Source organism: Acinetobacter portensis, assembly GCF_009372215.1.
Classification (GTDB): domain Bacteria; phylum Pseudomonadota; class Gammaproteobacteria; order Pseudomonadales; family Moraxellaceae; genus Acinetobacter; species Acinetobacter portensis.
Genome location: NZ_LWRV01000043.1, coordinates 1 through 11,093, shown reverse-complemented (window position 1 = coordinate 11,093; position 11,093 = coordinate 1). Strand labels below are relative to the sequence as shown.

The following is an 11,093-nucleotide window of genomic DNA, read 5'->3' as shown; positions in this document are numbered from 1 at the left end:
AAATGTCAACAGACCCTAGTATTTTGGCTCAAAAATGGGTGCAAATTTATACATTTGAAAATGGTTTAATTACACGTATGGAAGAGTTTGCAAGCTCTGCTGCCGATGAAGAATACATTGTAATTTCTTAATTTTTCTCAAAATAAAAAAGCGCATTAATTTGCGCTTTTTTATTGAGTTTTATTCACTTTTTAGCATCAGTTGCATTAAGACCAAATCTCGCCATTTACCAAATTTTTGTCCTACTTGAGGCATATAGCCGGTTTGCACAAAACCCAATTTTTTATGGAGTTCAATTGACCCAATATTTTCATGATCAATGCCTGCAATCATCACATGCATATTATTGAGTTTTGCATGTTCAATAAGATGATGCATAAGGCGTTTGCCTAAACCTTGTTTTGCATATTTAGGTGAAATATAAACTGAATGTTCAACGCTGTATTTATAGCCCGAAAAATTTCTAAAAGATGCATAATCTGCGTAGCCTGCAACTTTATTTTGAATTGAATCTTCAACAACAAAGACAGGAAAATTTTGTTGTTCTAACTGTTTAAGCCATTTTTGGAAATGTTCAATGTCGTATGGTTGTTCATTCCAAGTTGCCAAGCCATTTAAAATTTCAGCATTATAAATATTGAGAATTTCAGGTAAATCTTGCTCTGTCGCAAGGCGAATAATAAAAGACATAAACATCATGAAATATGGAAACTATAAATTGAATCATGCATGTTTAGGCATAAAAAAAGCAAGGCTTAAGCCTTGCTTTTTTGGACTTCAAATCAATTAGAAGTGGTACTTAATTAAAGCACTTACGTCATGTTGATCTAAACCTTTAATACCGTATTTGTTGTTCCACACAGAGTGTTCAACACCTAGGTATAAACGTGTATCTGGAGAAATATGTTTACCTACATTCCATTTCCACTGAGTCGTCCAGTTCAATTCACTTGCATGGTCTTTTTCAGCAGTTGACCAGTCAAGGAAACCATCTACAAGAAAGTCTTCAGCACCTACTTTAAACGGAACGCCATAAGTAAATGTCATTTGATAATCATCTGCATTCAAATCATTATCAGCTCTGTAGAAGTTCAATTGAGCATATTGGAAGTAAGGAATTGCTAAGTCAAAACCAATACCATAAAGATAGTTGTTAAAGTCAGTACCTGGAGCATTTGAGCTGTTGCGTTCCCAAGTTGTTGCAATTAACACATCTTTAATTGGACCAAGTTCAAGTTTTTTACCTGTTACAGCACCAAGGCTTAAACGAGGTGAAATCTCGAAATAAGTACTATTTTCAAAGTCATTGTGTGCACGGTCTGCAAAAGCAAAGAAGTCACCATAAGTTAACTTTGCTGCATATTCTGCAGTAATCGTTGTTTGTTGGTTGTTGTCTTTACCATTTACAGGGTGTGCATAGTTTTCGCCATACAAACCAGTAAGGCTAAAGTTTTGCCACACAGGAGCTGCTTGAGTGAAAGCCGCAGTTGTTGCAAGAACAGTTGCAGCAGCAATTTGATTAAAGTTCATGAAAGTTCATCTTCCCCAAGAAAACGTGTAAAGAATACAGGTTATTAAGCAAAAATAAAGCCAAAAAAGATGATTGGTCTGCGCTTTAAAAGAGTAATTTATCTTTTGTTATAAAAGTAAAAGCCTAAAAGATTTGATTCCTAAAGAAATATATCGATATAAATATCTAATTGAGTATTAAAGAACATTTAATTTATTTTCTATTATTTTTTATCAAAAGGTTTAAAAATAACCATTATTTTAAAAAGCCAAATTGCTTACTAAATCTTCATCAAATTATGACTCATCCATTTTAGGTGTGAGCATTAATTTAGATGACATTTTTTAGTTAAAACTTCAGATTGTCATAAAACATTATACTTTTGCTATTTTTGCAAATATCACTTGCAATATTTCGAGTTAGGCCCGATATTCGAAGTATAAGGACACGGTTCTGCAGACCTCATTAGTGTTCATCATTCAACGTGGAGGATCTATTCCAAAATAGTTTGAAGGTGTTCTAGTACTGCTTATAGCAGTAGGTTAATAACGTGCCAAGATAATAATTTTGTGCAAAAAGATACAAATAAAGAAGAGGATGGAATTGTATGAATATTGAACTACGTACAGACAAAAACATTCAAAATAGTGACAGACTCATTACCTATGTGCGTGAAGAGCTACATCAAGAATTCCAACGTCACAGCGAAAAAATAACACATTTTTCAGTTCATTTAAGCGATGAAAATGGTCCTAAAGGCGGTGAAGCCGACATTAAATGTATGATCGAAGCACGTCCTGCAGGTTTAAAACCAGTGGTTGTGAACCATAAAGGTCATAATGTTGATACTGCAATTCATGGTGCAATTGATCGTTTAAAAAGAAGTCTTGAACATACATTTGAAAAAAATGAAAAACCTCGTAGTGCTCAACCTGCTTTTGTTGATGCCGATGAAGGTGTTGTCGATGAAGATTTAGATGACGAATAATTGTTATTCATTTCGTCTCAAAAAGCCCTTCGGGGCTTTTTTTATCGTCTTTTTGAGGAATTAAAAATGTTGTTTGCACATTTAATTTAAACAAATGTGTAAATATTCTGCATAATACAGATAAATTAAATTGATGAGAGCTTTCTCTATGTTAACAGCGCAGCAACAACTCTTGGTGCAAGCATTAGAAGAATCAAACCTTGCGCAAGTGAAAAGCCTTTTAGCAGATGGTCTCGATCCAAATTTCATTGATGGCGAAAAAGGTCCTGCAATTTCTGTATGGTCTGATGGCTTATTCAAATGGTGGGAAGAAATTTGTGAAGCGCATGAGGCAGGTCAGCCTTTAAGCACAGAACAAAAACAAGCAAATTTAGCAGTACATTTAGAAATTCTAGAAGCTTTAATTCAAGCGAAAGTAAACGTTCACTTGTGGGATTCAGAAGAAGTTTATGGTCCACTTTGGGATGCTGCGAGTTCTGCATGCGTACCTGCTGTAAAACGTTTATTAGAAGAGAAAGTTAATCCAAATACAAAAGATGAAGAAGATTTAACAATTCTTTCTTCAATTAGTGATTTATTCTTCGATTGTGATTTCGATGAAATTAATTGGTCAGAAGCATTGGAAGAAGAAAAGCAGACTTTGGAACTTCTACGTGCTCATGGCGCAAAAATGACAAAAGAATTGGTTTAATTACTTGAGATAAAAACGATGTCAGCATTAAAAACTTTAGGGTTCACTTTATTGGCAGGTTTAAGTGCAAATGCAGTTGCGGCTGAATTTTCATTTGACCACACGGGTTCTGGGATAGGAACAGGTATTACACCTGTAGGCAAACTTGCTTGGGAGCAATCTTTACCTAGCTATAGTTATACTGAATCCAAATCGGAAGATGGTAAGCAAAAAAAATCGACATATAGTGCCGATGTATTATTACGTACAGGTTTAGCTGAAGGTCTAGAATTACAATTAGGTTGGGATGGTCCACAGTGGACACAATCTAAAATTGGCAAAACTAAAGAATCTACACATGGTTTAGGCGATGTGAGCATTGGTTTGAAAAAAGCCATTGAGCTAGATGATGACAAAATGTCGATGGCAGTTTTGGCACAAGCTGTGATTGCAACAGGGAATAAAGATTTTAGTAATGATAAAGATATTTATAGCTTAGGCTCAGTTGTTGCTTACGATTATAACGATCAGCTGACAACATCTATTTCTATGATCTATGAATTACAAGATAGTCATTGGGCTGTTACTGCTGTTCCAACAGTTGAATATCTCATTGCGGGTAACTGGTCAGGTTTTTCTGAGTTGGTTTATCGTAAGCAAGAAGGTCAAGACGTTGAATATAACTTAGGTTCGGGTGTAATTTATGCCATTAGTGAACGTGCCCAAGTTGATGCAACAGTTGGTTTAGACCTAAATGGAAAAGATAAAGGTTATCAAGCAGGATTTGGGGTTTCTTACCTATTCTAATTTGAAGAATCTATGACAAAGCATCTTCTAGAAAATAAGTTGAGTTTGAATATCATTTTGAAGTGGATGTTGAGCGGATTTTTATTACTTCTCTCAACCCTTTTATATGCTCAAACTTCCTTACGTTCAGCAGAAGATGCTTTTGCATTTTCAGTTGAATCTATAAATTCAAAACAAGTCCAATTAAATTGGGAAATTCCTGAAAATTACTATCTGTATCAACATAAATTTGAAGTTAAAAATAATTCAAAAATACTTCCTTTAAATTTACCTAAAGCTGAAAATTTACATGATGAGAACTACGGTAAAACCCAAGTTTATTATCAAAATGTTCAGTTCAATATTCCTGTAGAAGCCTCAAAAAAATATCAAGTGACTTGGCAGGGGTGTGCCAAAGATCGAATTTGTTATCCATCACAACATATTGAGTTTGAAACGGATGTTGATGGATTGGTTGCACTAAAAAATCAAGCATCAGCGTCAAAAAGCTTTTTAGATTTAGCAAAAACTGCTCAAAATACTGAGAATGCAGATAAGACAAATTTAAATACAATTCAACAAGATGTTTCATCAAATAGCGAATCTGCCAAAGACCAAATGTGGTCGGAAAAACTTGCAGATAGTTCATTTATTTATGGATTATTACTGTTCTTTGGTTTGGGTATTTTACTTGCTTTTACGCCATGCTCATTACCGATGATTCCAATTTTAACCTCACTTATTGTTCGTAATAATAAAGGGTTAAAAGCATGGATGATTGCTTTGGTATTCGTTTCTAGTATGGCGACTGTTTATGCCATTTTAGGGCTAATTGCATCATCGGCAGGATTGAACTTTCAAAGATGGTTGCAACAACCATCTACATTAATCGCTTTTAGCTTATTGTTTGTGGTCTTCGCTTTAAATTTATTTGGCGCATTTGAGCTTAAATTGCCTCAAACTGTAGTGAATAAACTTGATCATGCACAAACCATGCAACAGGGGGGGAGCCTTGTTGGTGCAGCGGTTATGGGAATGATTTCAGCCTTGTTGGTTGGTCCTTGTATGACTGCACCATTGGCAGGTGCGTTACTTTTTATTTCACAAACCCAAAGTCAGTGGCATGGAGCAGTGCTACTATTTACTTTAGGTTTTGGTATGGGAACGCCACTTCTTATTGCCAGTATTTTAGGTTCCAAAATTTTGCCTAAAGTGGGCACGTGGATGAATCAAATAAAAGTGATATTTGCTTTTATTATGTTGGGTTTGGCACTGTATTTTGTTAGACCGTTACTGTCTGAAACTTGGCTGCAATGTTTAAGTCTTGTTTTAGGGATAAGCTTTATTGCTTATGTTCTTTTTCGCTTTATGTGGAATAGAACCAAATGGAAATGGGTCTATATTGTCATCCTAATTTTGACTGCGCCATATATGGTTTATAGCCAATATCAACAAAGCCAAAGATTTTTTATTTCAAATAGCAACTCATCTTCAGAAGTGCTTTGGCACATTGCTCATACAGCAGCTGAATTTAATCAAATATTGTCACAAGCACCGAAAAATCAAGCCATTATTGTTGATGTATATGCAGATTGGTGTGTGGCATGTCAGCCAATTGAACATCGTATTTTAAAATCTAACCACGTAAAAAATGCGTTAAAAGATTTCTATTTAATTAAGCTTGATTTAAGTGAGTACGATGCAGGTCATCAAGCATTATTAAATGAACGAGATATTTTAGGGCCACCAACCTATTTGTTCTTAAATAATCAGCAACAAGAAATTCGAAGTTTGCGTTTAACAGGTGCATTTTCAGAACAAGAATTGCTCACTCAAATTGAAAAATTTAAACAACACTTGGGAGATTAACTATGATGCAACTTTATATTGCCAACAAAAATTATTCGAGTTGGTCGATGCGTCCATGGTTGGTGCTCAAGGCGTTTAATATTCCGTTTGAAGAAGTAATGATTCCTTTTGCAAAAGAGCGGAATACAGGCACATTTAAGCAAGATGTTTTGGCAGTTAATCCAAATGGAAAAGTTCCTGCACTTGTAAATAATGATCTTTTGGTTTGGGATTCTTTAGCAATTTGTGAATATTTGGCAGAACAATATCCTGAAAAATCTTTATGGCCCATCGACGTGAAATTACGTGTTAGAGCACGTTGTATTTCAGCGGAAATGCATAGTGGTTTTCCAAATATTCGTAACCTTTATGGCATGAATATTCGAGCAAATTTAGCCGAAAAAGGTGCTGAACTTTGGCAAGAGCATGAAGCTTTGCGTGCGGATGTTGCACGTATTGAGCAAATTTGGTCAGAACGTCCACATGTCGATGGTTTTTTATGTGGTGATTTTTCTATTGCAGATGCCTTTTATGCACCTGTGGTGACACGTTTAAAAACCTATGCGTTGCCTGTAAGTGAAAAGACGCAAATTTATATGAATACCATGCTTCAACATCCAGCTTTAAAAGAATGGATTAATGGTGCTTTATTAGAAGATGCGTGGGTAAATTATTTAGAGCCCTATCAGACAGAGAAATAGAATTGAAAAAAAGAAGATATATATCTTCTTTTTTTATCGTTTAATCTTTATCTTGTTCATGTGCAAATTCAGCTAAATCTGCCAAGGCTTTTTTGCCTTCTTCAAACCAAGAATGAAACATTTGAAAGTTGTGCCACATGCCTGTGTAAATTTTAAATGTAACATCTACACCTGCTTCTTCGGCTTTTTCTTTAAAACGATTAGCATCATCTAATAAAAGCTCTTTTGAACCAACTTGAACCAAGGTGGGTGGTAAATCGTGTAGGTCATCAAAAATAGGGGAAACTCGAGGATCACCGACATCTACATCATTAGGTAAGTAATGTTTAATGCCTGTTTGAATGGTTTCGACAGAAAGCAAAGCATCATGTTTTTGATTAAAGCGAATTGATTCACTAGTAAGTGTTAAATCTAAGAATGGTGAAAGTAGCATTAGACCGCTTGCTTGAGGCAGTTTTTCATTTCGAATTTTTAAGGCAAGAGCTAAAGCTAAATTTGCACCGCAAGAATCTCCTGACAGAATAATATCTTTGGCTTGAATACCTTGTGTAAGTAATTCTTGATAGACATCAAATAATGCATTTAAAGCAGTAGGAAAGCGATGTTCAGGAGAAAGAGGATAATCGACATGAATCACTTGCATTTGCGTGCGAGCCACAACATGTGTGAGAAATGCACGATGTGTGTTGAGTGAACCTAAAAAGAATGCGCCACCATGTATGTGAAAAATCAGTTGCGTGGCTTCATCTTGCGGTTTTATTTCTTCAGCTTTTAATCCTGCTAAAGATATTTTACGAATGTTTACGCTTGAATCTTTAGGGAAAAGTTTGCACATTTGTTCAAGTGAAAAACGAGTCGAACCAATAGGAATGTTAAATTTGCTTGGAGCTTTAATTGCAGTCCTAAGAAACTGCTCTGTTAATAATTGTTTCCACATTGGCAGTCTGTCCATATATACTCTATATTGATTGTTATTTAGACACTTTTTATTAAGTTCAACAATATAAATTACAAAGTTACACCAAATGGTCACATTCATAAATTGCTTTATTTTAGCGATTTTTTGATACTAGGCTTGTAATATTAAAGATACATCAGGGATATGAAAAATGAAAAAAATTGCAATGGTATTTGGTATGTTGAGTCTTGCTGGATTAGCTCATGCAGCAGACCCACTAAATGGTACAGTTTGGAAAACAATTGATGATAAAACTCAACAGCCAAAAGCGGTTGTTAAGTTCACAGAGCAAACAAACGGTACTTTGACTGCATCAATTCAAAGCGTTTTGACGCCAGGTGAAGAAAACTCTTGTACAAAATGTGAAGGTACATACAAGAATAAATCACTTAAAGGTGTGACAATTGTACGTAACCTTAAAAATGTAGGTGGTACAAGCTACGACAACGGCACAATTCTTGATCCGAAAAACGGCAAATCTTATAGCCTAAAAGGTAAGTTAGCTGATGGCGGTAAGAAACTTGAGCTTCGTGGCTATATTGGTGTTGCAGTATTAGGTCGTAACCAAACTTGGATTCGCGCTAACTAAGTTTGATGAATTTAAAGTTATAAAAAAGCCTGACATTTGTCAGGCTTTTTTATGTTTGGAGATATTTATTTTAATGTACGAATGGCATCTTCATCAAAACCCACAATAAAGCCATGACCTAAGTCGATGATTGGACGTTTGATCATACTGGTGTGTGTGGTAAGTGTTTCAATGATATTTGCTTCACTAGCAAGCGCATGCTGCTGTTCTTCTTCGCTGAGTTTTTTCCAAGTTGTGCCTTTTTTATTGAGCACAATATCTTGCCCAATTTTGTCTAGCCAAATTTTTACAGTTTCAGCATCAATTGCTTGTTTTTTATAATCGTGGAATTCATATGACAAACCAAGTTCGGTTAATAAATCGAATGCTTTTTTCATCGAATTACAATTTTTAATACCATAAACCTTGAGCATGATGACGCCTTAATGAATCTAAATTTTATATAGATTAGCTTAAAATAAAACAAAGCTCTATGCGAATTCAAAAAATGGATATTTCACATGATTGATACGAAATCTTCATATTTTTGTCATAAAAATAATTGAGAATAAGAGGTATAGATAAGACGAATAAAAACTGAATAATAAAAAATGATGACCTAGAAAAGAGAAAACCCACATTTAATCATCCTGATCATGTGGGTCTCGCTACAACGTCCAATGTCTTACATCCTTGAGAACAAAATTAATTGTTCCTGCTTCATCCTACGGCTTCCAATCCTTTTGTTGTCATCCTGACAGTGTCCCTTTGCCGTGGAGCCATAATGCGCTGAATCGATGTGGAGATAAATACGCAAATACGACATGTCGTGTAGGATAATAAACCACATTCAGTGAGCAAATGTAAACTGAAAATTCTTTCAGATTTTATAGTCAATGATTACAGGGGCATGGTCGCTGAACCATTCTTCTTTATACACCCATGCATTCACAGTACGTTCTTTCCAATCTGGTGAGCATGCTTGGTAATCGATACGCCAACCTACGTTTTTCGCACGTGCTTGCCCACGATTAGACCACCAAGAATACACTTCGGCTTCTTTACGCACTTCACGGAAAGTATCGACATAGCCTAAATCATCGTAAATATGATCGAGCCAAGCGCGTTCATGTGGTAAACAGCCCGAAGCTTTTTGGTTGCCCGACCAGTTTTTAATATCAATGCGTTTATGTACGATATTGTAGTCACCACAAACAATGATTGATTTATTTTCATCGCGCCATTGTTTTAGAATTTTTTTGTATTCATCTAAAAAGTGGTCTTTACGCGCTTGAGCTTCATCGCCAGATGAACCAGATGGAAGATATAATGAGCAAATATGCGCAGTTTGATCTAATCCAAGATCAAATTCGGCTGAAATAAAACGACCTTGTGAATCGGCAAGTTCAAAGCCTAAGCCATCGGTAACCGATACAAAGGGTAAGCGACTGTAAATTGCTGTACCTGCATAGCCCGATTTTTCCGCAGGGAAAAGATGAGTATGCCATCCTTCAGGTTTGAATTTGTCTGTCCATTGTTCGTGAGTAATGCGTGATTCTTGCATGCAAATGACGTCAGCATCGGATGTTGCCATCCAATCGAAAATGCCTTTTTTTTCAGCTGCACGTAAACCGTTTACGTTTATTGACACTACTCGTAAAATTTTTTGATCACTTGGATAGCTACTCTTTGGTATCATGCGCAGTCATAACCTTTCTTTATGAATTTTGGAGCACCTCATGACATCGCCAGCTCAGTTTAACCCTCAAGCTTTTATCGAACTTGCATTATCACGTGGTGTGCTTAAATTTGGTGAGTTTACTTTAAAATCGGGTCGTGTGAGTCCTTATTTTTTCAATGCAGGCTTATTAAACGACGGTGAAGCTTTAACCGTATTAGCTTCTGGCTACGCAGATAAATTAACACAATGTGAAAATGTTGATGTAGTTTTTGGCCCTGCGTACAAAGGTATTCCTTTTGTTGCTGCAACGGCTGTGGCGTTGTCGCAAAATCATGGTGTGAGTGTGCCTTGGGGCTTTAACCGTAAAGAAGCGAAAGATCACGGGGAAGGTGGTGTTTTAGTTGGCGCTTCTGTTGAAGGTAAAAAAGTTTGGATTATTGATGATGTGATTACTGCGGGTACGGCTATTCGTGAAGTGGTGACTATTCTTAAAAATGCAGGCGCTCAAATTGCGGGTGTTTTGGTTGCGCTTGACCGTCAAGAAAAAGGTCAGGGTGAACTTTCTGCCATTCAAGAAGTTCAAAAAGAGTTAGAAATTCCTGTTCATGCTTTAATTACAATGAAAGATTTGATGGATTATTTAGATGCGAAAGGCGAGAAAGGAGCTTTAGCGAAAATGGAAGCATACCGCGTTAAATATGGTATCTAAGATTTTTAGAGATGTAAAAAAGGAAGCTGATGCTTCCTTTTTTGAATTGATTAAATATGAACTTAGTTAAGTTTGGAGGGCAGGTTGTGGCTATTCATGAGCTTTGGAGGAGGGCGTATAGGAAGAATAGATATATGCAGTTTCTATCAAAAAAAGACCTTGAGGAGCGCACTCAACATATTTTTTCAAATATAACGGTGCTTTCGAATGAAGGGAAAATTAGTTTACCCGAAGTAAATGATACAGGTTTATATTGGTTGGAAGTGTGGACTCACATTCTGGAGGAGTTTGTTTTAAGATTTGGACCTTATCCAGCGGGTTTTACAAATGGTTTTATCAAACAAGCAGAAGTAGTTACTCCTTCGTATCCAGAAAAACCTAAAGCGGTCACAGCTATTGATACTATTGGAGGGGCTAAAAATAGTTCACTATATAAATTTGGAAAATATAAATATTTAAAATCAATGTATGAGAAAGGTGAGGCAGAGTAAAACTTGAAGTGCGACATAAACCACCTAATTAATTTAAAGGGTTTATGGAGTATATAAAATTGTCATACCATCATCTTAACTTTGAAGATCGTACTGCATTAATGCTTGAGTCAAGAAAAGAAGGCTTTTCACCCAGAAAATTTGCTGAACTCATTAAAAGACATCCTAGGGCGTGTCATCAAT

The 11,093-nt window shown here is 35.9% G+C and carries 13 protein-coding genes and 1 pseudogene; 9 read left to right on the top strand and 5 right to left on the bottom strand.

What is annotated here, in order from left to right; translation table 11 throughout:
- Nucleotides 1–180: 180 nt before the first annotated feature.
- Together A6M14_RS04620 and A6M14_RS04615 are read right to left on the bottom strand one after the other, a co-directional pair.
- Complete coding sequence (locus A6M14_RS04620) at nucleotides 181–690, bottom strand: GNAT family N-acetyltransferase (protein WP_152873844.1); 510 nt, start codon at nucleotides 688–690, stop codon at nucleotides 181–183.
- A 96-nt stretch (nucleotides 691–786) separates the two neighbouring features.
- Nucleotides 787–1,530 (bottom strand): outer membrane protein OmpK, encoded by a 744-nt coding sequence (locus A6M14_RS04615; RefSeq protein ID WP_152873843.1) that lies wholly within the window; start codon nucleotides 1,528–1,530, stop codon nucleotides 787–789.
- 587 nt (nucleotides 1,531–2,117) lie between these two features.
- On the opposite strand from A6M14_RS04615, the gene A6M14_RS04610 reads away from it, so the two are divergent.
- From A6M14_RS04610 to A6M14_RS04590, 5 genes are all read left to right on the top strand, one after another.
- Nucleotides 2,118–2,498, top strand: coding sequence for an HPF/RaiA family ribosome-associated protein (locus tag A6M14_RS04610; RefSeq protein WP_152873842.1), 381 nt, complete (start codon nucleotides 2,118–2,120; stop codon nucleotides 2,496–2,498).
- A 148-nt stretch (nucleotides 2,499–2,646) separates the two neighbouring features.
- A complete protein-coding gene (locus A6M14_RS04605) occupies nucleotides 2,647–3,189 on the top strand; it encodes an ankyrin repeat domain-containing protein (protein WP_152873841.1) in 543 nt (180 codons plus the stop codon).
- An 18-nt stretch (nucleotides 3,190–3,207) separates the two neighbouring features.
- The gene (locus A6M14_RS04600) at nucleotides 3,208–3,975 is read left to right on the top strand and encodes a transporter (protein WP_152873840.1); all 768 of its coding nucleotides are present in this window, start codon (nucleotides 3,208–3,210) and stop codon (nucleotides 3,973–3,975) included.
- A 66-nt stretch (nucleotides 3,976–4,041) separates the two neighbouring features.
- The gene (dsbD, locus tag A6M14_RS04595; RefSeq protein WP_241678040.1) at nucleotides 4,042–5,823 is read left to right on the top strand and encodes a protein-disulfide reductase DsbD; all 1,782 of its coding nucleotides are present in this window, start codon (nucleotides 4,042–4,044) and stop codon (nucleotides 5,821–5,823) included.
- 2 nt (nucleotides 5,824–5,825) lie between these two features.
- On the top strand, nucleotides 5,826–6,503 hold the full coding sequence (locus A6M14_RS04590) for a glutathione S-transferase family protein (protein WP_152873838.1): 678 nt from the start codon (nucleotides 5,826–5,828) through the stop codon (nucleotides 6,501–6,503).
- Between the two features lie 40 nt (nucleotides 6,504–6,543).
- On the opposite strand, the gene A6M14_RS04585 is transcribed toward A6M14_RS04590, so the two are convergent.
- A complete protein-coding gene (locus A6M14_RS04585; RefSeq protein WP_152873837.1) occupies nucleotides 6,544–7,455 on the bottom strand; it encodes an alpha/beta hydrolase in 912 nt (303 codons plus the stop codon).
- A gap of 157 nt (nucleotides 7,456–7,612) precedes the next feature.
- Here A6M14_RS04585 and A6M14_RS04580 point away from each other — a divergent pair, with 157 nt between their 5' ends.
- The gene (locus tag A6M14_RS04580) at nucleotides 7,613–8,050 is read left to right on the top strand and encodes a DUF2147 domain-containing protein (protein WP_152873836.1); all 438 of its coding nucleotides are present in this window, start codon (nucleotides 7,613–7,615) and stop codon (nucleotides 8,048–8,050) included.
- 65 nt (nucleotides 8,051–8,115) lie between these two features.
- On the opposite strand, the gene A6M14_RS04575 is transcribed toward A6M14_RS04580, so the two are convergent.
- Both A6M14_RS04575 and A6M14_RS04570 read right to left on the bottom strand, forming a co-directional pair.
- Nucleotides 8,116–8,463, bottom strand: a complete 348-nt coding sequence (locus A6M14_RS04575) for a Spx/MgsR family RNA polymerase-binding regulatory protein (RefSeq protein WP_152873835.1) — start codon at nucleotides 8,461–8,463, stop codon at nucleotides 8,116–8,118.
- A gap of 446 nt (nucleotides 8,464–8,909) precedes the next feature.
- Complete coding sequence (locus A6M14_RS04570; protein ID WP_152873834.1) at nucleotides 8,910–9,728, bottom strand: exodeoxyribonuclease III; 819 nt, start codon at nucleotides 9,726–9,728, stop codon at nucleotides 8,910–8,912.
- A 40-nt stretch (nucleotides 9,729–9,768) separates the two neighbouring features.
- Here A6M14_RS04570 and pyrE point away from each other — a divergent pair, with 40 nt between their 5' ends.
- From pyrE to A6M14_RS14240, 3 genes and pseudogenes are all read left to right on the top strand, one after another.
- Complete coding sequence (gene pyrE, locus A6M14_RS04565) at nucleotides 9,769–10,419, top strand: orotate phosphoribosyltransferase (protein ID WP_152873833.1); 651 nt, start codon at nucleotides 9,769–9,771, stop codon at nucleotides 10,417–10,419.
- Nucleotides 10,420–10,475: 56 nt separating this feature from the next.
- Nucleotides 10,476–10,910, top strand: a complete 435-nt coding sequence (locus A6M14_RS04560; protein WP_152873832.1) for a hypothetical protein — start codon at nucleotides 10,476–10,478, stop codon at nucleotides 10,908–10,910.
- Between the two features lie 59 nt (nucleotides 10,911–10,969).
- Nucleotides 10,970–11,093: pseudogene (locus A6M14_RS14240) on the top strand (IS30 family transposase); the annotation flags it as partial.

Coding starts and splice junctions, on each gene's coding strand:
- A6M14_RS04620 (WP_152873844.1), bottom strand. CDS start 690: ATGTCTTTTATTATTCGCCTTGCGACAGAGCAAGATTTACCTGAAATT.
- A6M14_RS04615 (WP_152873843.1), bottom strand. CDS start 1,530: ATGAACTTTAATCAAATTGCTGCTGCAACTGTTCTTGCAACAACTGCG.
- A6M14_RS04610 (WP_152873842.1), top strand. CDS start 2,118: ATGAATATTGAACTACGTACAGACAAAAACATTCAAAATAGTGACAGA.
- A6M14_RS04605 (WP_152873841.1), top strand. CDS start 2,647: ATGTTAACAGCGCAGCAACAACTCTTGGTGCAAGCATTAGAAGAATCA.
- A6M14_RS04600 (WP_152873840.1), top strand. CDS start 3,208: ATGTCAGCATTAAAAACTTTAGGGTTCACTTTATTGGCAGGTTTAAGT.
- dsbD (WP_241678040.1), top strand. CDS start 4,042: ATGTTGAGCGGATTTTTATTACTTCTCTCAACCCTTTTATATGCTCAA.
- A6M14_RS04590 (WP_152873838.1), top strand. CDS start 5,826: ATGATGCAACTTTATATTGCCAACAAAAATTATTCGAGTTGGTCGATG.
- A6M14_RS04585 (WP_152873837.1), bottom strand. CDS start 7,455: ATGGACAGACTGCCAATGTGGAAACAATTATTAACAGAGCAGTTTCTT.
- A6M14_RS04580 (WP_152873836.1), top strand. CDS start 7,613: ATGAAAAAAATTGCAATGGTATTTGGTATGTTGAGTCTTGCTGGATTA.
- A6M14_RS04575 (WP_152873835.1), bottom strand. CDS start 8,463: ATGCTCAAGGTTTATGGTATTAAAAATTGTAATTCGATGAAAAAAGCA.
- A6M14_RS04570 (WP_152873834.1), bottom strand. CDS start 9,728: ATGATACCAAAGAGTAGCTATCCAAGTGATCAAAAAATTTTACGAGTA.
- pyrE (WP_152873833.1), top strand. CDS start 9,769: ATGACATCGCCAGCTCAGTTTAACCCTCAAGCTTTTATCGAACTTGCA.
- A6M14_RS04560 (WP_152873832.1), top strand. CDS start 10,476: ATGAACTTAGTTAAGTTTGGAGGGCAGGTTGTGGCTATTCATGAGCTT.